The organism is Geodermatophilus africanus, from assembly GCF_900107105.1.
GTDB classification, from domain to species: Bacteria; Actinomycetota; Actinomycetes; order Mycobacteriales; family Geodermatophilaceae; genus Geodermatophilus; species Geodermatophilus africanus.
Genome location: NZ_FNOT01000007.1, coordinates 163,813 through 187,538, shown reverse-complemented (window position 1 = coordinate 187,538; position 23,726 = coordinate 163,813). Strand labels below are relative to the sequence as shown.

The window sequence follows — 23,726 nt, the reverse complement described above, 5'->3', positions numbered from 1 at the left end:
CGCACCACCCCGACAGCGCCCCCGCCCGGACCTCCGGGCGGGGGCGCTGCGTTGTGGGTGGAGTCCCGACGAGCGGGGGGCCGGAGGCCTCCCCGAGGAGGGGCTGGGTGGGCTCAGCTCAACTGGGGGACGGCTCCTGGCCGCGGTGTCGCCCGGAGGGCGACAGAGGGCGGAGCGGAAGGTGTTCAGACAGGTCGGCGCGGTTGCCGCTCGCGCTGACCCTCCCCTCGGCGACCGCCTGCTCCCAGGCGAGCTCACCGGTCGCCAGCCGCAGCCAGGTGGCGGCGTCGGTCTCCACGACGTTGGGCGGCGTCCCGCGGGTGTGCCGCGGCCCGGGCACCAGCTGGACGGCGACGTGCGGGGGCACCCGCAGCTCGACCGAGCGCCCGGGCACCTGCTGCGCCAGCCAGCGGGCCGTCGTCCTCACCGCGGCGCCGAGCACGGACCTCGGTGGCTGCTCCGCCTCCCCCGCCAGCCAGGCCCGCACCGGGTCGACGGCGGCCCGGAGCTCCTCGGCCGGGATGGGGGCCTGGGCGGGCATCAGCTGGTCGGGACCGTCCCTGCCGGGACGCTGCCCACGGTGGCCTCCGGCGTGCCGAACAGGGCCGGCAGCGTCGCGCTCCAGGCGGCCCGCAGCTCGGCCAGCGGCAGCTCCGCGACACCGTCGACGGCGAGCACGTCGCCGCCCGTCGTCCCCAGCTCGGTGACCAGGACGCCGGCCCACTCGGCCGTGGCGCGCACGGCCTCCGCGTCGGTCGTGGTGACGACGACGCGCGCGGCCGACTCGCTGAACAGCGCGGTGAACGGATCGCCTCCGAGCCGCAGCGCGGCGCCGGTGCCGTACCGCAGCGCGGACTCGGCCAGCGCCTGCGCGAGGCCGCCGTCGGCGAGGTCGTGCGCGGAGGTGATGAGGCCCCCGCGGCCGAGTGCGGCCAGCAGCTCGCCGAGCGACCGCTCGGCCTCGAGGTCGACCGCCGGCGGGCGGCCGCCGAGGTGGCCGTGCACGACCGACGCCCACGCGGAGCCGCCGAACTCCGGCCGGGTGACGCCGAGCAGCAGCACGCTCTCCCCCGCCGTCCGCCAGCCGGCGGGCACGCGGGTGCGGACGTCCTCGTGCACGCCCAGCACGCCGATGACCGGCGTCGGGTTGATCGGCACGTCGCCGGTCTGGTTGTACAGGCTCACGTTGCCGCCGGTGACCGGCAGGCCCAGCTCGCGGCAGGCGTCGGCCAGGCCGCGCACGGCCTCGGCGAACTGCCACATCACCTCGGGCTCCTCCGGGGAGCCGAAGTTCAGGCAGTTGGTGACCGCCAGCGGGCGGGCGCCGCTCACCGCCACGTTCCGGTAGGCCTCGGCGAGGTTCAGCTGCGCGCCGGCGTACGGGTCCAGGCGGGCATAGCGGCCGTTGCCGTCGAGGGCCAGCGCGATGCCGCGGTGGGTCTCCTCGTCGATGCGGACCACGCCCGCGTCGTCGGGCTGGGCGAGCACGGTGTTGCCGCGGACGTAGCGGTCGTACTGCTCGGTGACCCAGGTCTTGTCCGCGCCGTCGGGGCTGGCGACGACGGCCAGCCAGTGCGCGGCCAGCTCCTCCGGCGTCGTCGGGCGGGGCAGGGCGGCCGGGTCGTCGGCCTGCAGGTCGTCGAGGTCGGCCGGGCGCTGCACCGGCCGCTCGTAGACCGGGCCCTCGTGCGCGACCGTCCGCGGCGGGACGTCGACGATGCGCTCGCCGTGCCAGTCGACGGTCAGTCGGTCGCCGTCGGTGACCTCACCGATGACGGTCGCGAGCACGTCCCACTTCCGGCAGACGGCGAGGAAGGCGTCGACCTTGCCCGGCTCGACGATCGCGCACATCCGCTCCTGCGACTCGCTCATCAGGATCTCGGCGGGCGTCAGGGTGCTGTCGCGCAGCGGGACGGCGTCCAGGTCGACGTGCATGCCGCCGGTGCCGGCGCTGGCCAGCTCGCTCGTCGCGCAGGACAGGCCGGCGCCGCCGAGGTCCTGGATGCCGGTGACGAGGTCGGCGGCGAAGATTTCCAGGCAGGCCTCAATGAGCAGCTTCTCGGTGAACGGGTCGCCGACCTGCACGCTCGGGCGCTTGGCCGGGCCCTCGGCGTCGAAGGTCTCGCTCGCCAGCACGCTCACGCCGCCGATGCCGTCACCGCCGGTGCGCGCCCCGAACAGGATCACCTTGTTGCCGACGCCCTCGGCCTTGGCCAGCCGCACGTCCTCGTGCTTCATGACGCCGACGCACAGCGCGTTGACCAGCGGGTTGCCGGCGTAGCACTCGTCGAAGAGCAGCTCGCCGCCGATGTTGGGCAGCCCCAGGCAGTTGCCGTAGCCGCCGACGCCGGCGACGACACCGGGCAGCACGCGCGCGGTGTCGGGGGCGTCGGCGCGGCCGAAGCGCAGCGAGTCCATGACGGCGACCGGGCGGGCGCCCATGGTGAGGATGTCGCGGACGATGCCGCCGACCCCCGTGGCCGCGCCCTGGTAGGGCTCGACGTAGCTGGGGTGGTTGTGCGACTCGACCTTGAAGGTGACCGCGTAGCCGTCGCCGACGTCGACCACGCCGGCGTTCTCGCCGATGCCCACCAGCAGCGCCTCGCTACGCGGCAGGTCGCCGAAGGTGCGCAGGTGCACCTTCGAGCTCTTGTAGGAGCAGTGCTCGCTCCACATGACGCTGTACATCGCGAGCTCGGCGGTCGTCGGGCGACGGCCGAGGATGTCGGTGATGCGGGCGTACTCGTCGGACTTGAGCCCCAGCTCGCCGTAGGGCTGCTCGACGTCCGGCGTCCGGGCGGCGAGCTCGACGGTGTCGAGCTGGTGCTGCAGCGGGCCGGGCCCGGTGCCGAGGTCGCTGAGTCCCTGCGTCATGCGCTGACGACCGCCTTCAGGACGGAGGTGAAGAACCCGAGGCCGTCGGTGCTCGGTCCGGTGAGGTCCTCGACGGCGTGCTCGGGGTGCGGCATGAGGCCGACGACGCGGCCGTCCTCGCTGGTCACCCCGGCGATGTCGCGCATCGAGCCGTTGGGGTTGCCCTCGACGTAGCGGACGGCGACCCGGCCCTCGCCCTGGATCCGGTCGAGGTCGGCCGGGGCGGCGACGTAGCGGCCCTCGCCGTTCTTCACCGGGACGACGATCCGCTGGCCGGGCTCGTAGTCCTGGGTCCACGCGGTGTCCGCGCGCTCGATGCGCAGCGCCTGGTCGCGGTTGCGGAAGTGCAGGTGCCCGTTGCGGGTCAGCGCGCCGGGCAGCAGGCCGGCCTCGCAGAGCACCTGGAAGCCGTTGCAGATGCCGAGGACGGGCATGCCCTGGCGGGCGCGGTCGACGACGTCCTGCACCAGGGGCGCGCGGGCGGCGATCGCGCCGGCCCGCAGGTAGTCGCCGTAGGAGAAGCCACCGGGCAGGACGACGGCGTCGACGTCCTTCAGGTCGTGGTCGGCGTGCCAGAGCGCGACGGGCTCGGCCTCGGCCAGCCGGACCGCGCGGGCGGCGTCGACGTCGTCCAGGGAGCCCGGGAAGGTGATGACACCGATGCGCACGGAGGGGCTCCTCAGTCGGTCGGGAGGTGGAGCTCGACGTCCTCGATGACCGGGTTGGCCAGCAGCGTCTCGGCGATCTGCTGCAGCTCGGCCCGGTCGGGGGTGCCCTCGACCTCGAGGACGAAGTGCTTGCCCTGCCGGACGCTGCGGACGCCGTCGTGGCCGAGTCGGCCCAGCGCTCCCAGCACCGCCTGACCCTGGGGGTCGGAGATCTCCGGCTTCAGCACGACGTCGACGACCACCCGAGGCACGCCGACGAGGGTACCGGGGTGGTGCGGACCACCTCCCGCCGCGCGGGTGACGCCGGCGCCTGCCCCACCCCGCGCGAGATCTGCACAGTGGCGGCCTTCACGGTCCTGATGGCGACCACTGTGCAGATCTCATCGACCGAGGGCACGGCGGATCTGGGCGACGACCTCGTGCGCCCGTCCCAGGACGTCGGCGGAGGTGAACCGCAGCACCGTCCACCCCGCCGCAACGAGGCGGTTTTGCCTGCGCAGGTCGTTGACGAACACATCGCGCTGGCGGTGGACGTCGCCGTCGAGCTCGACGAGCACCTTCTGATGCAGCCAGGCCAGATCGGCTCGGCCGAGGAGCTCGCCCGCGTCGTCCCGGACGACGTACTGCAACTCCGGCGCGGGGAGGCCGGCCTCGTGGAGGATCCAGCGCAGCACGGACTCCATCGGCGACTCGGCGCGGGGATCTCCCACGGGGAGCACCTCGCGGGCACGTGCGCAACCGCGGCCGGTGGGCCAGCGGGCCGACTGGCGCGCGAGGTCGGCCTGTGCGCAGCGTCCGTCGAGCATCTGGTCGGTGACCGCGAGGAGCGCTGCTGGTGAGAGCACCCCGGCCAGGTCCCGCCACGTCCGTTCCGGTGTGGTCACAGGAACCCCGTCCCGAGTGGTCACGTCGGGGTCGGTCAGTGGCGTGCGGTGGACGACCCGGTCGCAGCGCCCGCGGACGGACGACCCCGTGGCGACGGTGAGGTGGACCCGCGGATCGTCCCGTTGCAGCGGTATCGCCACACCCCACAGGCCGGCAGCCGTCATGTGGCTGATGACCGCTCGATCCGGCGCGGTGAGCAGGACGGCCTCGACCCTGGCGCCGAGGACACCGGCCACGGCATGCGGCAGGTAGGTGTCGCGGGACAGGCGCAGCACGTCACGGTGGCGCAGCTGGGAGGCCGTGACACCGGCCGCCCGCGCGGTCGCTCGAGTCGCTGGGCCGGTCAGGTGAGAACGGGTAGGGCGAGCGGGCACCGGGGCACCCTGGCCGAACTGCCGGCTGCCTCGCTTCCGCTGTCCACAGCCCGCTCGCGAGATCCGCACAGTCGCACCCATCAGGGTCCTGATGGCAACCACTGTGCAGATCTCGCCGTGGGCGCGGGGTCGGGCTCAGGGAGCGTCGAGCAGGGACCACACCGCCCCAGGGGCCTCCCAGTGGGCGTTGTGGCCCGCACCCTCGAGCAGCACCGCGGAGGGGTCCACCCGCCGCATCGCGGCCAGGCCGACCATCGGGTCGGCCTGCCCTGCCGCCAGCCTCAGCGGCGCGGCCGAGCGGCGCAGCACCTCCTCGACCGGCGGGCCGACGGCGCCGAACGCCCGCGAATCGAGCGCCGGCGCCCACCCCGGGGACACCTCGCGGACGCCGGCGAGCGCCACCTCGGAGGACGGGTCCACGAGCCCGGTGAGCCCCGCCAGCCGCAGGTGCCGGTCGGCGGCCTCGGCGACGGTCGGGAACACCTGCGGCGGGCGTTCCGCCAGCGACCGGGCGCGGGCGACCTCGTCGCCCGTCCAGCCGATCTTGACGCCGACGGCGACGACCCGGTCGACCGCCACGCCGAACCAGCCGCCGCCGAGCACCGCACCGACGACACCACCGAACGAGTGCCCCAGCACCGTCACCCGGGCGGCGCCGCTCGACGCCACGAGCGACGCCATGTCGGCGGCGTGCACCGCGTAGCCGTAGGGCGGCTCGGCGAGCGAGCGGCCGTGCCCGCGCAGGTCGGGAACCGCCCAGGGGCCCGGCCAGGAGTCCTCGACCAGCGGCAGCAGCCGGTCCCACACGGCGCCGGTCGCGCCCAGCCCGTGCAGCAGCAGGAGCAGGTGGTCCCCCGACCCGCCGGAGCGGTACGCGATGCCGGTGCGGGTGACGGCCACGTCAGCGGAACGCGGTGCCGGTCAGCCGCTCGTAGGCGGTCACGTAGCGCTCGCGGGTGGCCTCGACCACGTCGGCGGGCAGCTCCGGCGGCGGGGAGACGCGGTCCCACCCGGACGACGTGAGCCAGTCGCGGACGTACTGCTTGTCGAACGAGGGCTGCACGCCGCCCGGCGACCACAGCGTGGCCGGCCAGAAGCGCGAGGAGTCCGGCGTGAGCACCTCGTCACCGAGCACCAGCCCGCCGTCCGGACCGAGCCCGAACTCGACCTTGGTGTCGGCCAGCACGATGCCGGCGTCGAGCGCGATCTCCGCACCGCGCCGGTACAGCGCCAGCGTCAGCTCGCGCAGCGCCTCCGCCCGTTCGGACCCGACCGCGGCGACGACGGCGGCGAAGTCGATCGCCTCGTCGTGCTCGCCCTGCTCGGCCTTGGTGGACGGCGTGAACACCGGCTCGGGCAGCCGCGAGCCCTCGACCAGGCCGGCCGGCAGCGGGACGTCGCGGATGGACCCGGTGCGCTGGTACTCCACGGTGCCGGACCCCGACAGGTAGCCCCGGGCGACGCACTCGACCGGCAGCATCTCCAGCCGGCGCACCAGCATCGCCCGACCGGCGACCTCCGCCGGCACGTCGGACGCCGAGAGCAGGTGGTGGGTGGCCCCGAACGAGGACAGCACCGGCGCCAGCTGGTCGAACCACCACACCGACAGCTGGGTCAGCACCCGCCCCTTGTCGGGGATCGGCGTGGGCAGCACGTGGTCGTAGGCCGAGATCCGGTCCGAGGCGACGAGCAGCAGGCGGTCGGAGCCGGCGTCGTAGACCTCGCGGACCTTGCCCCGCGCGACGAGCGGGAGGGCCAGCGTCACGACAGCGCGGCCAGCCGGTCGAACAGCGGCCCCAGGTTGGCCACGTACCGCTCCGGCCGGCAGATCTCGTCCAGGCGGGCCTCGTCCAGCTTCACGTCGGCGGTCGACGCCCGGGTCCGCAGCGTCTCGCGGAACGGCGTCCCGGAGTTCCAGGTCTCCATCGCCGCGGACTGCACCAGCGCGTAGGCGTCCTCCCGCGAGGCGCCGCCCTCGACCAGCTCCAGCAGCACCGAGGAGGTGTAGATCAGCCCGCCGGTCGACTCCAGGTTGGCGCGCATCCGGTCGGCGTCCACCACGAGGTTCTCCACGAGCCCGGCGGTGAGGTGCAGCAGATAGTCGGTGGTGGTCGCGGCGTCGGGCAGGAACACCCGCTCGGTGGAGGAGTGCGAGATGTCGCGCTCGTGCCAGAGCGGGATGCCCTCCATCACCGGGACGACGGCGGCGCGCACCACGCGCGCCAGGCCGGCGATGCGCTCGGAGCGGATCGGGTTCTTCTTGTGCGGCATCGCGCTCGAGCCCTTCTGGCCCGAGCCGAACGCCTCCGACAGCTCCCGCACCTCGGTGCGCTGGCCGTGCCGCACCTCGAGCGCCACCGTCTCGCAGACCGTCGCGACGATGGCCAGGCAGGCGACCCATTCGCTGACCGAGTCGCGCAGCACCACCTGGGTGGAGGCGTCCGCGGGGCACAGCCCGAGCGCCTCGGCGACGGCCACCTCGACCGACGGGTCGATCAGCGAGTACGTGCCGACGGCCCCGGAGATGGCGACCACGCCCACGCGCTCGCGTGCCGCGCGCAGCCGGTCCCGCGACCGGGCGGCGGCGAAGGCGATGTCGGCGACCCGGTGGCCCCAGACGTCGGGCTCGGCGTGCACGCCGTGGGTGCGGCCGACCTTGATCGTGTCGCGGTGGGCCAGCGCGTGGTCTCGCAGCGCCGCCACCAGCCGGTCGAGCCGGGCCAGCAGCAGGTCGGTGGCCTCGGTGAGCTGGACCGCGAGCGCGGTGTCGAGCAGGTCGGACGACGTCATGCCGTGGTGCACGTAGGCGGCGGCCGACCGGGGCTCGGTGTTGTCGGCCCACGCGGTGAGGAAGGCGATGACGTCGTGCTGCGTCGTCTCCTCGATCTCGGCGACCCGCTCCGGCGTGGGCGGCGGCGCGTCGCGCACCGGCTGCACCACGTCGGCGGGCACCCGCCCGGCTGCGGCGTGCGCCTCGAGGACCAGCGTCTCGACCCGGCACCACAACTCGTACTTGTGCTGGTCGCTCCAGACCCGGCCCATCTCGGGCAGGGTGTACCGCTCGATCACGTGTCGGCCCGCCCATCGCTTCGTCGCACCACGTGCCCCAGTCTCCCGCAGGGTCGATGCTGTCAGCGACGGCCCCTACTGCTCGCCGGAGGAACCCGATGCTGCGACGGGGCACCCACCTGTTGACGCGGGCTCGGGAGCGGATCCGCGCCGCCCGCGAGCACGACCCGCACGCCTGGCTGCACCACTACCCGTCCGCGCACCCGGACGACGACCACGAGGACCTCGACGGGGAGGCGACGGCGGACGACGCCGGCCGGCCCCCTCTCGGCAGCCCCGAGCCCGGCGCGCCCGACCTCGACGGCCCGCTCGGGCCCGGCGGCGTCAGCGGACCGCCGGCCGGAGAACAGCGGCGCCGGGCGCCGGCCGACCGCCGTCGTTCCGCACGCAGACCGGGTACCCCCGAGGACGAGGTGCCTCGGGGGCTGCGGGTGGCCGCCGCCTGGTCCTGGCGGCTCATCGTCGTCCTGGCCGGGCTCTACCTGCTGCTCTGGGCGTCCGCCTACGTGGCCGTGGTCGTCGTCCCGGTCATCGTCGCGCTGCTGCTGGCCGCGCTGCTGCAACCGGGCGCCGCGGCGCTGGTCCGCCACGGCTGGCCCCCGGTCCTCGCCGCGCTCACGATGCTCGTGGTCGGGCTCGGCACCGTCTCCGGGATCATCACGCTCGTCGTCCAGCAGGTCGCCACCGGCTTCGGCGACCTGGCCGCGCAGGCTGGTCAGGGCATCGAGCAGGTCCGCGACCTGGTCGTGCGCACCTTCCCCGTCACCCGGACCCAGCTGGAGAGCGCGGTCGCCCAGCTGCAGCAGACGCTGGTCGACAACGAGGACGTCCTCGCCTCCGGCGCGCTCACGACCGCCGTGACGGTCGGCGAGGTGGCCACGGGCATCCTCCTCGCGCTGTTCACCCTGTTCTTCTTCCTCAAGGACGGCCGCTCGATCTGGCTGTGGCTGGTCGGCCTCTTCCCACGGGAGTCGCGGGCGTACGTCGATGAGGCCGCCCGCCGCTCGTGGCGCACGCTGATCTCCTACGTGCGCGCCACGGCCGCCGTGGCCATGGTCGACGCGATCGGCATCGGCATCGGGCTGGCGGTGCTCGGCGTCCCGCTGGTCATCCCGCTGGCCGCGCTGGTCTTCCTGGGCGCGTTCATCCCGATCATCGGGTCGTTCCTGGCCGGCACCGTGGCCGTGCTCGTCGCGCTCGTCTCTAAGGGCCCGATCACCGCCCTGATCGCGCTGGCCGTCGTCATCCTCGTCATGCAGCTGGAGGGACACGTCCTGCAGCCGCTGCTGCTGGGCCGGGCGGTTCGGGTGCACCCGCTCGCCGTCGTCCTCGCGATCGCCGCTGGGCTGCTGGTCGCCGGCATCTTCGGGGCGCTCATCGCCGTGCCAACCGTGGCCTGCGCGAACGTGGCCGGCACCTACCTGTCGCGCCGGTACGACGGCCCGCGGCCGCCCGAGCCGCGCCGGGAGCGCGCCCGGCCGGCGGTCACGGCGAAGTGACCCAGCCCGCCGGGAGGGTGATCCGGCCCTCGACCGCGGCCAGCGCGATGTCCGTCCGCCAGTGCGCGTCGGCCAGCCGCACCCGGGCGACCTGCTCGTAAGCGCGCTGCCGGGCCGCCGCGAGGTCGTCGCCCACGGCGGTCACGGCGAGCACCCGCCCGCCGGCGGAGCGGACCGTCCCCTCGGCGTCCACGGTGGTGCCCGCGTGCAGCACGCCCTCCGCGTCGGCGCCCGTGACCGGGTCGCCGGTGCGCGGCCGCTCCGGGTAGCCCGGCGCCGCGACGACGACGGTCACCGCGGCCCCGTCGCGCCAGCGCAGGGGCGGGTGGTCGGCCAGCGTGCCGGTGGCCGCGGCGTGCAGGAGGCCGGCCAGCGGGGTCTCCAGCAGCGGCAGCACCACCTGGGTCTCCGGGTCGCCGAAGCGGGCGTTGAACTCCACCACCCGCACCCCGCGGGAGGTCAGCGCCAGCCCCGCGTAGAGCAGCCCGGAGAACGGCTCGCCCCGGCGGCGCAGCTCGTCGACCGTCGGCTGCAGCACGGTGGCCAGCACCTCCTCGACCAGGCCCGGCGGCGCCCACGGCAGCGGCGCGTACGCGCCCATCCCGCCGGTGTTGGGTCCGCCGTCGCCGTCGTCGCGGCGCTTGTGGTCCTGGGCGGGCAGCAGCGGCAGCACCGTCGTCCCGTCGGTGACGGCGAACAGCGAGACCTCCGGGCCGTCGAGGTACTCCTCGACGAGCACCGCGCCGCCGGCGTCGAGCACCCGGCGCCCGTGGGCCACGGCCGCGTCCCGGTCGGTCGTGACGACGACGCCCTTGCCGGCGGCCAGCCCGTCGTCCTTGACCACGTACGGGGCACTTCCCCCGCCCGCCCCGGCCTCGTCCAGCGCCGTCTCCAGCTCGGCCGGGCCGCCGACGGGCCAGGACCGGGCGGTCGGGACGCCGGCCGCGGCCATCACGTGCTTGGCGAAGGACTTGCTGCCCTCGAGTTGCGCGGCCTGCTCGGACGGGCCGAAGCAGGCGGTGCCGGCGTCGCGGACGGCGTCGGCGGCGCCGGCGACCAGCGGCACCTCGGGGCCGATGACGACCAGGTCGGCACGCCAGGACGTCGCGAGCGCGGCGACGGCGACCGGGTCGGCGACGTCGACCGCTGCGGGTTCGGCGATCGCCCGGGTCCCGGCGTTGCCCGGCGCGCAGGCCAGCGCGGTCACCGCGGGGTCGGAGGACAGAGCCACGCACAGGGCGTGCTCCCGAGCACCGGAGCCGATCACGAGCACGCGCACGGACGGCGACCCTACCGGCGGCCGGTGGGCAGGGCGGACGACTAGCGCAGCCGGTTCGGCTGCGACCGGTAGGCGCGGTGCAGCGCCTTGACCCGCTGGTGCTCGGCGGCGCGGGCGCGGGCGTCGGAGCGCAGCGCCTGGCGGTGCGCCTCGGCCTGCAGCTTGCGCCAGGCCGTGTAGCGGGCCGGGTCCAGCCGGCCGTCCTCGATCGCGGCGGCCACGGCGCAGCCGGGCTCGGTGCGGTGCGCGCAGTCGCGGAACCGGCACTGGGCGGCGAGCTCGGTGACGTCGGCGTAGGCGGTGTCGATGCCCTCGTCGTCGACCAGCCCGAGCTCGCGCATCCCCGGGGTGTCGACGAGCAGGCCGCCGCCGGGCAGCCGGTGCAGCTCGCGCGCGGTCGTGGTGTGCCGGCCGCGGCCGTCGGTCTCGCGGATCCCGCGCGTGGCCGCCACCGCGGTCCCGGCGAGCGCGTTGGCCAGGCTGGACTTCCCGACACCCGACGGGCCGACCATCGCCGCCGTCCGCCCGGGGCCGAGCAGCGCGCGGACGGCATCCACCCCCTCCCCCGTCACCGAGCTGACGGCCAGGACGTCGACGCCCACGGCGTCCTCGGCCACGGCGGCCAGCGCCGCGGGGACGTCGTCGCACAGGTCGGCCTTGGTGAGGACGACGACCGGGGTCGCCCCGCTGCCCCAGGCGACGGCCAGGTAGCGCTCCACCCGGCGCAATCGCGGCGCGGTGGTCAGCGCGTCCACGACCAGGACCAGGTCGAGGTTGGCCGCGACCACCTGCTCGGCCGACGTCCGTCCGGCGACGACGCGGGTGAACGCCGTCCGGCGGGGCAGCACCGCGACGGCGAGCTCGCCGCGCAGCGCCACCCAGTCGCCGACCGCCGGGCCGGCGTCCTCCAGCAGGGCCGGCGCCGGGTGCGCGCGCAGCTCGCCGTCGGCGGTGAGCACGGTCAGCCGGCCGCGGTCGACGCGGGCGACCCGGCCCGGCCGGGCACCCGCGGGCAGCTCCGCGTCAAGCCCCGGCGTCCACCCCAGAGGTGAGAGATCCGTCACGTCGGCATGGTCCCGCGCAGGTCAGCGCTGTGTCGTCCGAATTGTGGCCGACCAGTCGGCGCGCGTTCGCGTCATGGACACCTCGCTCGGGTGTTGTAGAGGTCATGCGAGCGATCGCGTTGCCGGCGACCGTCCCGGCGACCCGCACTGCCCGTCCCGTCGTCGTCGGTCACCGCGGCGCCTCCGCGTACCGGCCCGAGCACACAGCAGCCAGCTACGAGCTGGCCATCGACCTCGGCGCCGACCTGGTCGAGCCCGACATCGTGGTCAGCCGGGACGGCGCGCTCGTCGTCCGGCACGAGAACGAGCTGTCCCACTCCACCGACGTCGCCGACCGTCCCGAGTTCGCCGCCCGGCGCACCACCCGGGTCGTCGACGGCCGGGAACGCACCGGCTGGTTCACCGAGGACTTCACCCTCGCCGAGCTGCGCACGCTGCGCGCCGTCGAGCGGATGCCGGCGCTGCGGCCGCTGAACACCACCTACGACGGACGGTCCGGCATCCTCACCCTCGCCGACGTGGTCGCGATCGCCCGGCGCCGCTCGACCGCCTCCCGGCAGGTCCGCGTGCTGGCCGAGCTGAAGAAGCCCAGCTGGTTCGACTCCGAGGCCGGCGTCCCGATGAACCAGCTGGTCGCCGCCGAGCTGCGCCGGCTGGGTGCCGCCGGCCCCGACGGGACCGTCGTCGTCCAGTCCTTCGACGCCGCCGCGCTGCGCCAGCTGCGGGCGGACCTCGGTGACCGGGGGCCGACGATGCTGCAGCTGGTGGACGACGCCGGCGCGGACGACCACCTGGTCACCCCGGCGGGCCTGCGCGAGGTCAGCACCTACGCGCAGGGCATCGCGCCGAGCCGGCACCGGATCCTGCTGCGCGACGCCGACCAGGCGATGACCGGCGTCTCGGACCTCATCGCCCAGGCACACCGCGCCGGGCTGGTCGTCGTCCCGTGGACGCTGCGCCCGGAGAACGCCTTCCTGCCCCGGCACCTGCGCCGCGGGGAGGCCCCGAGCGGGACCGGCGACATGCGGACCGAGGCACGGCTGCTGCTGGCCCTCGGCGTCGACGGGCTGATCACCGACGCCCCCGAGATCGCCGTGGCCGCCCGCCAGGAGCTGTACACCTCGCCACCGCCGCGTAGGCGTGTCCCGGATGATCAGGTGACCTGATCATCGTGGGTCCTGGCTCACCACCAGTGGTGAGTCAGGACCGTGTCCGATCAGCTCAGCTGATCGTCGCCCTCAGCCGATCAGGTCGTGCAGGACGACGTTCTCGTCACGACCGGGGCCGACGCCGATGACGCTGATCCGCGCGCCGGAGAGCTCCTCCAGCCGTCGGACGTAGGCCTGCGCGTTGGCCGGCAGCTCGTCGAAGGACCGGCAGGTCCGGATGTCCTCGGACCAGCCCGGCATCTCCTCGTAGACCGGCGTGGCGTGGTGGAAGTCGGTCTGCGTCATCGGCATCTCGTCGTGCCGTACGCCGTCGACGTCGTAGGCCACGCAGACCGGCACCGTCTCCAGCCCCGAGAGGACGTCGAGCTTGGTGAGGAAGTAGTCGGTGATGCCGTTGACCCGGCCGGCGTAGCGGGCGACGACGGCGTCGAACCAGCCGCAGCGGCGGTCGCGCCCGGTGGTCACGCCGACCTCGCCGCCCTGTGTGCGGAGGTAGTCCCCCCACTGGTCGTGCAGCTCGGTGGGGAACGGGCCGGAGCCGACGCGGGTCGTGTAGGCCTTGAGGATGCCGACCACGCGCTCGATCCGGGTGGGGCCGATCCCCGAGCCGGCCGCCGCACCGCCGGCGGTCGGGGACGACGACGTGACGAACGGGTACGTGCCGTGGTCGACGTCGAGCAGCGTGCCCTGCGACCCCTCCAGCAGCACCCACTCGCCGGCGTCGAGGGCGTGGGCCAGCAGCAGTCGGGTGTCGGCGATGCGGTGCCGCAGCTTCTCGGCGTAGCCGGCGTACTCGTCGACGACCTCGTCGACGTCGATGGCCTTGCGGTTGTAGACCTTGACCAGGACCTGGTTCTTCTCCTGCAGCGTCCCCTCGAGCTTCTGCCGCAGGATCGACAGGTCCAGCAGGTCCTGCACCCGGATGCCGGTGCGGGCGACCTTGTCGCCGTAGGCCGGGCCGATGCCGCGGCCGGTCGTGCCGATCCGGCGCTTGCCGAGGAAGCGCTCTGTGACCCGGTCCAGCGCCCGGTGGTGCGGCATGATCAGGTGCGCGTCGGCCGAGATGACCAACCGCGTGGTGTCGACGCCGCGCTCCTCGAGTCCCGCGAGCTCGCCGATGAGCACCTCCGGGTCGATAACGACGCCGTTGCCGATGACCGGCGTGCACCCGGGCGTGAGGATCCCCGACGGGATCAGGTGCAGCGCGTAGCGCTCCCCGTCCGGCGTGATCACCGTGTGCCCGGCGTTGTTGCCCCCCTGGTAGCGGACGACGTACGGCACCCGCCCCCCGAGCAGGTCGGTGGCCTTGCCCTTGCCCTCGTCGCCCCACTGGGCGCCGATCAGCACGACTGCCGGCATCTCGCTGTCGTCCCCCTCGGACTCGTCACCGGCGGTCGACCGGCTGGCAGGTGGCAGGGTATCGGCATGCCCCTCGTCGAGTTCGACCTGCGCGGCCTGGCCCCGGACGCCGCACCCGCGCGCGAGCAGGTCGCACCGGCGGCCGAGGCCGGCTCGGCGCTGGTGAGGGGGCCGGTCCCGGCGCTCGCGGCGGTGCTCACCACGCTGTGGAAGGCCGGGCGCACCGCCGCCGTCCCCGTCTCGTGGGAGCCCGCCGACGACCGCGACTCGGCCGGCCTGGCCCGCGCGCTCGGGGTCGGCACCGGGGCCGCGCGCGAACTCGGCCTGGTGCGGGACGACCACGGCGGCGTGCTGCTGCACCACGGCCGGCTGGAGGCGGCCGGGGACGACCGGCGCCGCCCGCTGGCACGCCGGCTGGGCGCGCAGGCACACCACGACGCGGTCAAGGTCGCCGACGGGCAGATCACCCGCATCGACGTCCGGCCCGACTGGCGGGCCGTGGACACCCTCGACGTGACGGTCATGACGCTGCCCCTGCGGCCCGGCCGGCGCACCAGCGGACGCGCGGTGCAGATCGCCTGCGACCCGGCCCGGGTGACCCGGGACGGCGTCCCCCACCCGCGGCCGGTCGCCCGCTGGACCTGGTACGCCGACGACCGGGTGCGCTGGCGGCTGCAGCCCTGAGAGGCCCCGTCCTCCCCGCCCCTCGCACGCTCGGGGCGGGACCCGGGACAGGGCCGCGATCAGGCGAAGAAGTTGGCCCCGCCGGGGCCCACGAGCAGCCCCACGACGATCAGCACGATCCCCCACAGCAACTGCTTGCGGACGATGGCCACGATGCCGGCGACGACGAGGGCGGCGAGGATGGCGAGGATGGCGAGCATGGTGCGCCCCCCGAACTGGCGTCCTGACCGAACGCTGGGCACGGGGAGTGAACGATCTCCGGCTCCCACCGCCCGTTCTGCGTCGTCGCATCACGCAGGGTGACCTCAGGCGGCTGGGCGGCCCAGCCGCTCGCGGAGGTCGACGTGCCAGTCCACCTGTACCCGCCGGCCCACGTGCCCGCACGGCCGGACCAGGTCGAAGCGGGTGAGGACGCCTCCGGAGTCGGCCCACAGCAGCGCCAGGTGCCCCGGGACCGCCCGTGGCCCGCCGGGCTCGAGGGCGAGCTGGAGCTGGCGGCCGGGGTCCTGGCGGTAGAAGGCGCGCAGGCCGTCGGTGGCCGCGGCGGGCAGCTCCCCGTCGTCCGAGCGCCAGACGCGCAGCACGTCCGTGGGGGTGCGGAGGATCAGCCCGCTCATCGGCAGGCCCAGGTTCTCGGCGCCGGCGTCGAGGAACTCCAGCCGGCGGGCCTGCAGCGGGTCGGAGAGCTCATCCGGCCCGGCGCCCCAGGGCCGCAGCCGCTCCATCGCCTCGCGGCGGACCAGCTGGTGGTCCAGGTGCCGGTCGGCGGTCGGGTGCCAGCCGTGCTGCGCGTGGATCGCCGCGCTGACCGCGACGCCGGCCGACAGCGCCTCGTGGACGGCGAGCAGCAGCGGACGCAGGCGCGCGGTCACGGCCGCGGGCGAGGAGTCCATCACATCGTCGTCCTACCGGACGACACCGCAGCCAGGTGCCGTCCCCGGCCGCTGCTGAGCCGCTGTCCGTGTCCCGGTCGGTGCGAGGACCCCCTCCCGGGTCCCCGCGACCGGTCCACCCCGGGTGGGAGCGGGGCCCGACGGTCCTCGGGCCCCAGCTCCCCCGTCACGGCGCCAGGGACGGGTCGCAGTCGCGCAGCAGCTGGGTGCAGCGCTCCTGCTCGTCGGTCTCGCCGATCGCCTCCGCGGCCCGGGCCAGCACCGTCACGCAGCGCAGGAACCCGCGGTTGGGCTCGTGCGACCACGGCACCGGTCCGTAGCCCTTCCAGCCGTTGCGGCGCAGCGCGTCGAGGCCGCGGTGGTAGCCGGTGCGGGCGTAGGCGTAGGCCTCGATGACGTCGGTGAGCACCCGTTCCGGACGGTCGATCGCCTCCTCGGCCAGCGCCGCCCACGCCGCGCTCACCGTGGGGTGGTGCGCGGCGACCTCGGCCGGCGGGTTGCCGGCCTCGAGCTCGCCGTCGGCCTCCGGGTTGCCGGGCAGCAGCGTGGCCGGCGGCTCGCCGAGGAGGTTGGAGTGCGGGTGCCCCATCAGACCTCCTCGCTGGCGCTCGTCGGCCTGCTGGGCCGCCCCGCTGTGTCCACTCGTGACCTCGCGAGCTCGGTCATGTCAAGCGCCCTGCGACTGGCCGGCCGACAGCAGGTCCTCGCAGGCCTCGACGACACGCGCGGCCATGTTGGTCTCGGCGAGCTTCATGTAGGTGCGCGGGTCGTAGGTCTTCTTGTTGCCGACCTCGCCGTCCACCTTCAGCACGCCGTCGTAGTTGGTGAACATGTGGCCGACGATCGGCCGGGTGAAGGCGTACTGGGTGTCGGTGTCGATGTTCATCTTCACGACGCCGTAGGAGAGCGCCTCGCGGATCTCCTCCTGCGCCGAGCCCGAGCCGCCGTGGAACACCAGGTTGAACGGCTTGGCACCGTCGGCGAGACCGAACTCCTTGGCGACGACGTCCTGACCCTGCTTGAGGATCTCCGGGCGCAGCTTGACGTTCCCCGGCTTGTAGACGCCGTGGACGTTGCCGAACGTGGCGGCGAGGAGGTAGACGCCCCGCTCCCCCAGGCCGAGCTTCCGGGCCGTGGCGACGAAGTCACCCTCGGCGGTGTACAGCTTCTCGTTGATGTCGTGCGCGACGCCGTCCTCCTCGCCGCCGACGACGCCGATCTCCACCTCCAGCACGATCTTCGCCGCGGCGGTCCTCTCCAGCAGCTCCTCGGCGATCGACAGGTTCTCGTCCAGGTCGATCGCCGAGCCGTCCCACATGTGCGACTGGATCAGTGGCGCCTGGCCAGCGTCGACCCGGTCCTTCGACAGGGCGATCAGCGGGCGGACGTAGGCGTCGAGCTTGTCCTTGGGGCAGTGGTCGGTGTGCAGCGCGATGTTGACCGGGTACTTCTCGGCGACGACGTGCGCGAACTCGGCCAGCGCGACGGCGCCGGTGACCATGTCCTTCACCCGCGTGCCGGAGCTGAACTCGGCGCCGCCGGTGGAGAACTGGATGATCCCGTCGCTGCCGGCGTCGGCGAAGCCGCGCAGCGCGGCGTTGACCGTCTCCGACGATGTGCAGTTGATCGCCGGGTAGGCGAAGCCGCCCTCCTTGGCCCGGTTGATCATGTCGGCGTATACCTCGGGGGTCGCGATGGGCATGCGGGGCACTCCTCGCTTGGTGGCGGCGCTGGTCCGACGGTCAGTATCGCGCCCGGCGGGACGGGTGCGACACCCCGCTAGCGGGCGGCCTCCGGGCCGACCCGCAGCCCCAGGGCGGTCACGAGCACGACCGCCTGCCCGCCGTCGACCTGCGCGCCGGTCAGGTCGACCTCCCGCGGGTCCAGCGCGGTCAGGTCGCTGCCGCGCAGGTCGGCGCCGGAGAGGTCGGCGCCCGCCAGCTGCGCCGCGGAGAGGTCCAGGTGCAGCAGGATCGCCCCCGCCGCCCGCACCTCCGTGAGGTCGGCCTCGCGCATCCGCACGCCGGTGAACGCCGCCCGTGACAGGTCCGCGCGGCGGAGGGCGACGAAGGACCAGTCGCCGCCCTCGACGGTGGCCAGGTCGAAGGTGCACCGGTCGAAGGTGCTGCCGACAAACTTGCAGTCGGTGAACACCGCCTGGGCGAACGAGCAGCCGGTGAAGGTGCAGTTCAGGAACGCCGCGTCGGTGTGCCGGCTGAGGGTGAACCGGCAGTCCCGAAAGACGCAGTCGGTGAAGACGGCGCCGTCGTCCGTGGTCTCGGACAGGTCGACCCGGCTGAAGCTGACCCCGGTGTGCTCCCGGCCGGAGAGGTCGTCGCCGTACCAGTCCTGGTCGCGGACGTCGGTCGCGGCGGCCACCTCAGCCCTGCTCTCCCCGGCTGGCGATCCGCGCGGCGACCACCACAGGGTCGTACACCGGCGAGAACGGGGGCGCGTAGGAGAGGTCCGAGCCGGCGAGGTCCTCGGCGGTGAGCCCGGCCCAGATCGCCGTCGCGAGGACGTCGATCCGCTTGCCCGCCCCCGGCCCCCGACGACCTGCGCGCCGAGCAGCTGCCCGGAGCCGCTGTCGCTGACCAGCTTGACCGTGATCGGCTCGGCGCCCGGGTAGTAACCGGCTCGCGTCGTCCCCTCGATGGTCTCGGTGCGGAAGTCGTAGCCGGCGGCCTCGGCCTGGCCGCTGCACAGGCCGGTGCGCCCGATCTCCAGGTCGCCCACCTTGGTCAGCGCCGTGCCCAGGACACCGGCGAAGCGGGCGGCCCGCCCGCCGATCACCGAGCCGGCCACCCGGCCCTGCTTGTTGGCGTGCGTGCCCAGCGCGACGTGCACCGCCTCGCCGGTCAGCCGGTGGAAGGTCTGGCTGCAGTCGCCGGCGGCATAGACCGCCTCGTGCGAGCGGCTGCGCTGGGTGCGGTCGACCTCGACGGCCCCCGTCTCGCCGATCCGCAGGCCCGCGGCGCGGGCCAGCTCCACCTCCGGGCCCATGCCCAGGCCGAGGACGACGAGGTCGCACGGGTAGCTTCCGGCGTCGGTGGTGACCGCCCGTGGGGCGCCGTCCGCACCGGTCTCGACCGCCCGCACCGGCTGGTCGGGCTGGACGTCGAGGCCCATGTCCCCCATCGCCTTGCAGACCCGCTCGCCCATGTCGGGGTCGAGCAGCGACATCGGCAGGGCGTCGGCGAGCACGACGGTGACCTCGAGCCCGCGGGCCTGCAGCACCTCGGCCATCTCCAGGCCGATGTAGCCACCGCCCAGCACGACCGCCCGGCGCGCGCCCGCGGCGACCGCGGCGCGGATGTCGGCGCCGTCGGCCAGCCGGTGCACCCCGTGGACGCCCGGCGCGTCCAGGCCCGGGACGTCCGGGCGCAGCGGCCGGCCGCCGGTGGCCAGCACCAACCGGTCGAAGCCGAGCGTCTCCCCGTCGCCGGTGCGCACGGTGCCGGCGTCGAGGTCGAGCTCCTCGGCGCGGGTGCCGGTGCGGACCTCGATGTCGCGGGCGGCGAAGTCCCGCGGCGTGCGGGCGATCAGCCGGTCGCGGTCCTCGACGAGGTCGCCCACCCAGTAAGGGATCCCGCAGGCCGAGTACGAGACCTCCGGGCCCTGCTCGAGGACGGTGACGGCGAGGTCGCCGGCGTCCCGCAGCCGTCGCGCCGCCGCGGCCGCGGACATGCCGGCGGCGTCCCCTCCGACGACGAGCAGTCGCTCCGCGCTCACGGCGTCGCCGTCGGCCGCCGGCTCAGCACCTCGCCGGAGTCCAGCAGGCCGGACGGGTCGAGCGCGGTCTGCTCGGTCGGCCACGCCGTCGTCACGGTGGTCACCGCCACACCGTACGACGCGGCCCGCACCCGGCGAGATCGCCGATCTCGCCCGGCCCCGGCCCCCTTGCAGGGTCCCGCCGCGAGCCTGCGAGTGGCGGGGGGCAATTGGGTCCTTCTAGAGTCCCAGGTCGGCGAGGGTGAACGCGGCCCGGTAGTCCAGGCCGGCCGCCTCCACCGCGGCCCGCCCGCCGCGGTCCACGACGACCGCCACCGCGACCGGCTCGGCGCCGGCCTCGCGCAGCGCCTCCACGGCGGTCAGCGGGCTGGCGCCGGTGGTGGAGACGTCCTCGACCACGAGGACGGCGCGACCGGCGACGTCGGGGCCCTCGATTCGCCGCTGCAGCCCGTGCGCCTTGCCGCTCTTGCGGACGACGCACGCGTCGAGGAAGCCCTCGCCGGCGGCCGCGGCGTGCAGCATCGCCGTCGCCACCGGGTCGGCGCCCAGGGTGAGCCCGCCGACGACGTCGTAGCGCAGGTCCCCGGTGAGCTGGCGCATGACCCGGCCGACCAGCGGCGCGCCCTCGTGGTGCAGCGTCAGCCGGCGCATATCGATGTACCAGTCGGCCTCCTGCCCGGAGGACAGCGTCACCCTCCCGTGGACGACGGCGAGGTCGACGACGAGCTCGAGCAACCGGTCGCGATCGGGCAGGGCGGCCCGCTCCCCGGGGGACGAGGGATGGGGAGGGCGGGCGTCCGTGTCCATGCCGCCGACCCTAGGAGGACCGCCCTCCCCACCGCTCGCGGGCTCGCGGCGAGCCCCTGGGGGAGGCCGGTCCCGCACCCTCAGGCGGGCGGGGTGAGCACCTGGTCGACGACGTACACGGTGGCGTTGAGAGTCGGCAGGTTGCCGCAGATCACGGTCGCGTCCGCGGCGCCCAGCAGGGTCTGGTCGGCGCTGATCGTGTAGGCCTCGCCGGCGCCGTCGATGGTCACCTGGCCGCCGTGGAGCGTGGTGTGCGTGCCGGCCAGCTCGCCGGGCGCCAGGCGGCCGGCGATCACGTGGTGGGTGACCAGGGCGGTCAGCCGCGGGGTGTCGGCCAGCAGCGGGTCGAGCGTGGCGGGCGGGACGGCGGCGAAGGCCTCGTTGACCGGGGCCAGCACGGTGAGGTCCGGAGTCGCGTCGAGGGAGGCGGCGAGCGCGGCCGCGTGCACGGTGACCACCGTGTTGGTCAGACCGGGGATCGTCGACATCGCGGTCGCCGCGGGGGCGGCGGCGAGGGCGGCCGGGCTGCCGGGGCCCTCGGCCGGAAGGGCGGCGCAGCCGGCGCCGAACGGGCCGGTCGGCGCCGGCGGGGCGGCCGCGCTCGCTGCGGTCGTCGCTGGAGCGCTGCTCGCCGCGGCGACGTCGTCCGCCGGCTCGTCGGCACCGCAGCCGGCCAGCGGCAGCGCCAGCACGGCTGCGGCGCCGAGCAGGGCGCGTCGGGTCGGGGTGCGGGTCACGGGGTGGGGGCTCCTTCGTCGGGGGCACCGCCATCATCCCCGGCGCGAGCCGCGACTGCACGTAACCGCGCGGCTGCCGTCCGACACACGGCTGCGGGCCGCCGTCCGGTCGGACGACGGCCCGCAGCCCACCCCTGGAAGGGGGTCCTCGCTCAAGCGCCGGCCGGGGCGAGCACCTGGTCGACGATGTAGACGGTGGCGTTCGCCGTCTGGACGTTGCCGCAGATGACCGAGGCCGGGGTGCCGGTCACGGTCTGGGCGACGGTGAAGTCCTCGCCGGAGCCCTCGATGGTGATCTCGTCGCCGCCCAGGGTGGTGTGCGTGCCGGCCAGCTCGTCGGGGGCCAGGCGGCCCTCGATGACGTGGTGGCTGAGGATGGCGGTCAGCTGGGCGTTGTCGGCCAGCACCGCCTGCAGCGCGTCCGGCGGGACGGCCTCGAAGGCCGGGTTGGCCGGGGCGATGACGGTGATGTCCTGGGCGCTGTTGAGGGTGTCCACCAGGTTGGCCTGCAGAACGACCTGCACCAGCGTCGACAGCACCGGGTTGTTGCTGGCGGCGGTGGCGACGGGGTCGTCGGTCATGCCGGTGAAGGAGCCCTCGCCGTCGGCGGGGACGGCGGTGCAGCCCTCGCCGAAGGGCTCCTCGGTGGACGTGGCGCTGTCGCCGGAGGGCGCCGACGAGCCGCCGTCCATGGCGTCCTCGGCGGCGCTGCTGGCCGCGCTGCCGGCGCTGTCGGCGGCGTCGGACGCGGTGTCCTCGGCGCCGCAGGCGGTGATGCTCAGCGCTAGGGCCGAGGCGCCGGTCAGCAGGGCGGTGCGGGTGAGGGTGCGCTTCACGGGGATCTCCTTGGTCGTCGTCGTGCGGGGTTGCCGGCCCCGCCCTGGCTGGGACGGGGGCGCGCCTGCGGCCGGCGGCCGAGACGAGTCCTGGGGTGGGTCAGGTCGCGGTTACCCGGATGGAGTGCAGGCCGCTCGACCCGGCGGGGAACGGAGCGGCCCGCTCCTCGGTCTGCGCCTCGCCGTCGGCGCTGGTCGCGCGGACGGTCAGCTGGTACGAGCCGGGAGCGAAGTCGTGGGGCAGCACCCACTGCCGCCACAGGTCGGCGTCCACCTGCGGCGAGAGCTCCGCGGGCAGCCACGGGCCGTCGTCGACCCGGACCTCGACCGCACCGATGCCGCGGGTCTGCGCCCAGGCCACGCCGGCGATCGGACGGCGGCCGGCCGGGAACCGACGCAGCGGGGCGGGGGTGTCGATGCGGGAGGCGAGCTTGATCGGCGCCTGGGCGGCCCAGTCGCGCTCGGTCCAGTAGGCGTCGTAGGCGTCGTAGGTGGCGGCCTCGATGCCGGTCACCCACTTGCAGGCCGAGACGTAGCCGTAGAGGCCGGGGATCAGCATGCGGACCGGGAAGCCGTGCTCCACGGGGAGCGGCTCGCCGTTCATGCCGAAGGCGAGCATCGCGTCCTCGACCTCGAGCGCCGACCGGGTCGGGGCGCCGATGGTCATCCCGTCGACCGAGCGGCACACGAGCTGGTCGGAACCGGGCTGGATCCCGTTGTCGCGGAGCAGGGCGCCCAGCGGCACGCCGAGCCAGCGCGCCGTCCCGGCCAGCCGGCCGCCGACCTCGTTGGAGACGCAGGTCAGGGTGACGTCGCGCTCGATCACGTCGTCGCGGCCGAGCAGGTCGTCGAGCGTGTAGGTGCGGGGGGCGTCGAACATCCCGCGGAGGGTCAGCCGGTACTCCGCCGGGTCGACCTGCGGCACGGTGATCGCGGTGTCCACCCGGTAGAACTCGCGGTTCGGGGTGAACAGCGGGGTCAGACCCTCGACCCGCTCGGCGAGGTCGGCGCCGGCCGGCAGCGGCGCGGCCGGGGAGGCAGGCGCCGGGAGGGTGAGGGCCGCCCGGGCGCCGCCGACGTCGAAGCGGCTCAGGAGCAGTCGTCCGCCGCCCCCCGTGACGAGGGCGGCGCCCAGGGCGGCCCCGCTCGTGAGGAAGAAGCGCCGGCGATCGAGGCCGACGCCCTTGCGATCGCCGGAGCCGAGGGCGGTGCGCAGCCGCTCGGCGAGTGGGGCCCCGTCGGCGGGGGCGTGCGGGCTGCCGGTGGCCGGCGCGGTGAGCGGGGCCAGCAGCGCGAGCAGCGCCGCGGCGCCCATGAGCGCGCCGGCCAGGGCCGGCAACGCGTCGAGCGGCCCGCCGGCGGGGCCGGTGACCGCCGCGGCCGCGCCGACCAGGCCGAACAGCGCGATCCCGCCGATCCCGACCGCCCGGCGGCGCAGCGCCAGGACGCCGAGGACCGCGGCGTACACCGCGACGAGCACCAGCGTGCCGCCGACGAGGGCGGTCTTGTCGTCCTCGCCGAAGGTCTCGATCGCGAAGGCCTTGACCGGCTCCGGGACGAGGGTGATGACCGTGTCGCCCACGGCGACGACCGGCGAGGACTGCGGACCGATGAGCCCGGCGACGATCTCGGCCCCGCCCAGCGCGACGCCGGCGGAGAGCAACCCGGCCACGGCGGCGAGCGGACGGCGGCCTCGCCGCCGCCCGCCGCCCTGCCCGTCCGGCGCGCTCGCCGCGGCCGGGGCCTGCTCGGTGGTGGTCACGACTGGTCTTCGCGACCAGCCGCCCTACGGGTTCA

23 protein-coding genes are annotated in these 23,726 nt (G+C 75.0%); 3 read left to right on the top strand and 20 right to left on the bottom strand.

Annotation, left to right across the window (positions count from 1 at the left end):
• Positions 1-118: 118 nt before the first annotated feature.
• From BLW63_RS14820 to purB, 8 genes are all read right to left on the bottom strand, one after another.
• Positions 119-541: a sterol carrier family protein gene (locus BLW63_RS14820; RefSeq protein ID WP_091157826.1), complete on the bottom strand. Its 423-nt coding sequence runs from the start codon at positions 539-541 to the stop codon at positions 119-121.
• Entirely contained in the window at positions 541-2,874 is a 2,334-nt protein-coding gene (purL, locus tag BLW63_RS14815; protein WP_091157823.1) for a phosphoribosylformylglycinamidine synthase subunit PurL, read from the bottom strand. The genes BLW63_RS14820 and purL overlap by 1 nt, the downstream gene beginning before the upstream one ends.
• Entirely contained in the window at positions 2,871-3,542 is a 672-nt protein-coding gene (purQ, locus tag BLW63_RS14810) for a phosphoribosylformylglycinamidine synthase subunit PurQ (protein ID WP_170856788.1), read from the bottom strand. The genes purL and purQ overlap by 4 nt, the downstream gene beginning before the upstream one ends.
• An 11-nt stretch (positions 3,543-3,553) precedes the next feature.
• Positions 3,554-3,793, bottom strand: a complete 240-nt coding sequence (gene purS / locus BLW63_RS14805; RefSeq protein WP_091157820.1) for a phosphoribosylformylglycinamidine synthase subunit PurS — start codon at positions 3,791-3,793, stop codon at positions 3,554-3,556.
• A 129-nt stretch (positions 3,794-3,922) separates the two neighbouring features.
• Complete coding sequence (locus tag BLW63_RS14800) at positions 3,923-4,702, bottom strand: endonuclease domain-containing protein (RefSeq protein ID WP_170856787.1); 780 nt, start codon at positions 4,700-4,702, stop codon at positions 3,923-3,925.
• Between the two features lie 234 nt (positions 4,703-4,936).
• A complete protein-coding gene (locus BLW63_RS14795; protein ID WP_091157816.1) occupies positions 4,937-5,701 on the bottom strand; it encodes an alpha/beta fold hydrolase in 765 nt (254 codons plus the stop codon).
• 1 nt (position 5,702) lies between these two features.
• Positions 5,703-6,566, bottom strand: a complete 864-nt coding sequence (locus BLW63_RS14790) for a phosphoribosylaminoimidazolesuccinocarboxamide synthase (protein ID WP_091157813.1) — start codon at positions 6,564-6,566, stop codon at positions 5,703-5,705.
• Positions 6,563-7,870, bottom strand: a complete 1,308-nt coding sequence (gene purB / locus BLW63_RS14785; RefSeq protein WP_091157810.1) for an adenylosuccinate lyase — start codon at positions 7,868-7,870, stop codon at positions 6,563-6,565. Before purB ends, BLW63_RS14790 begins: the two co-directional genes overlap by 4 nt.
• Positions 7,871-7,968: 98 nt before the next feature.
• On the opposite strand from purB, the gene BLW63_RS14780 reads away from it, so the two are divergent.
• Positions 7,969-9,369, top strand: a complete 1,401-nt coding sequence (locus tag BLW63_RS14780; RefSeq protein ID WP_091157806.1) for an AI-2E family transporter — start codon at positions 7,969-7,971, stop codon at positions 9,367-9,369.
• Here BLW63_RS14780 and purD read toward each other — a convergent pair.
• Both purD and rsgA read right to left on the bottom strand, forming a co-directional pair.
• Complete coding sequence (purD, locus tag BLW63_RS14775) at positions 9,356-10,648, bottom strand: phosphoribosylamine--glycine ligase (RefSeq protein WP_091157803.1); 1,293 nt, start codon at positions 10,646-10,648, stop codon at positions 9,356-9,358. The genes BLW63_RS14780 and purD overlap by 14 nt on opposite strands.
• Before the next feature lie 41 nt (positions 10,649-10,689).
• Positions 10,690-11,712 (bottom strand): ribosome small subunit-dependent GTPase A, encoded by a 1,023-nt coding sequence (gene rsgA / locus BLW63_RS14770; protein WP_139263548.1) that lies wholly within the window; start codon positions 11,710-11,712, stop codon positions 10,690-10,692.
• Between the two features lie 104 nt (positions 11,713-11,816).
• On the opposite strand from rsgA, the gene BLW63_RS14765 reads away from it, so the two are divergent.
• On the top strand, positions 11,817-12,878 hold the full coding sequence (locus BLW63_RS14765; RefSeq protein ID WP_091157799.1) for a glycerophosphodiester phosphodiesterase family protein: 1,062 nt from the start codon (positions 11,817-11,819) through the stop codon (positions 12,876-12,878).
• 72 nt (positions 12,879-12,950) lie between these two features.
• Here the strand turns inward: BLW63_RS14765 and BLW63_RS14760 are convergent, their stop codons facing one another.
• Complete coding sequence (locus BLW63_RS14760) at positions 12,951-14,240, bottom strand: adenylosuccinate synthase (RefSeq protein WP_091157795.1); 1,290 nt, start codon at positions 14,238-14,240, stop codon at positions 12,951-12,953.
• Between the two features lie 66 nt (positions 14,241-14,306).
• Between BLW63_RS14760 and BLW63_RS14755 the strand changes: the two genes are divergently transcribed.
• A complete protein-coding gene (locus BLW63_RS14755) occupies positions 14,307-14,924 on the top strand; it encodes a hypothetical protein (protein WP_091157792.1) in 618 nt (205 codons plus the stop codon).
• A 59-nt stretch (positions 14,925-14,983) separates the two neighbouring features.
• Here the strand turns inward: BLW63_RS14755 and BLW63_RS26870 are convergent, their stop codons facing one another.
• The 9 genes from BLW63_RS26870 to BLW63_RS14710 form a co-directional block, all read right to left on the bottom strand.
• On the bottom strand, positions 14,984-15,124 hold the full coding sequence (locus BLW63_RS26870; protein ID WP_170856786.1) for a GPGG-motif small membrane protein: 141 nt from the start codon (positions 15,122-15,124) through the stop codon (positions 14,984-14,986).
• A gap of 105 nt (positions 15,125-15,229) precedes the next feature.
• The gene (locus tag BLW63_RS14750; protein WP_091157788.1) at positions 15,230-15,817 is read right to left on the bottom strand and encodes a hypothetical protein; all 588 of its coding nucleotides are present in this window, start codon (positions 15,815-15,817) and stop codon (positions 15,230-15,232) included.
• A gap of 166 nt (positions 15,818-15,983) precedes the next feature.
• Positions 15,984-16,406: a DUF3151 domain-containing protein gene (locus BLW63_RS14745; protein WP_091157785.1), complete on the bottom strand. Its 423-nt coding sequence runs from the start codon at positions 16,404-16,406 to the stop codon at positions 15,984-15,986.
• 78 nt (positions 16,407-16,484) lie between these two features.
• Positions 16,485-17,519 carry a class II fructose-bisphosphate aldolase gene (gene fbaA / locus BLW63_RS14740; RefSeq protein ID WP_091157781.1) on the bottom strand — a complete coding sequence of 345 codons (1,035 nt, stop codon included), beginning with the start codon at positions 17,517-17,519 and terminating at the stop codon, positions 16,485-16,487.
• Positions 17,520-17,596: 77 nt separating this feature from the next.
• Positions 17,597-19,549 carry an FAD-dependent oxidoreductase gene (locus BLW63_RS14730; protein ID WP_244522587.1) on the bottom strand — a complete coding sequence of 651 codons (1,953 nt, stop codon included), beginning with the start codon at positions 19,547-19,549 and terminating at the stop codon, positions 17,597-17,599.
• A 219-nt stretch (positions 19,550-19,768) separates the two neighbouring features.
• Positions 19,769-20,356 (bottom strand): orotate phosphoribosyltransferase, encoded by a 588-nt coding sequence (gene pyrE, locus BLW63_RS14725; RefSeq protein ID WP_211517120.1) that lies wholly within the window; start codon positions 20,354-20,356, stop codon positions 19,769-19,771.
• Positions 20,357-20,436: 80 nt separating this feature from the next.
• Entirely contained in the window at positions 20,437-21,093 is a 657-nt protein-coding gene (locus BLW63_RS14720) for a fasciclin domain-containing protein (protein WP_091157772.1), read from the bottom strand.
• A gap of 152 nt (positions 21,094-21,245) precedes the next feature.
• The gene (locus tag BLW63_RS14715; protein WP_211517119.1) at positions 21,246-21,929 is read right to left on the bottom strand and encodes a fasciclin domain-containing protein; all 684 of its coding nucleotides are present in this window, start codon (positions 21,927-21,929) and stop codon (positions 21,246-21,248) included.
• A gap of 100 nt (positions 21,930-22,029) precedes the next feature.
• Positions 22,030-23,691 carry a molybdopterin-dependent oxidoreductase gene (locus tag BLW63_RS14710; protein ID WP_091157766.1) on the bottom strand — a complete coding sequence of 554 codons (1,662 nt, stop codon included), beginning with the start codon at positions 23,689-23,691 and terminating at the stop codon, positions 22,030-22,032.
• Positions 23,692-23,726: the final 35 nt, after the last annotated feature.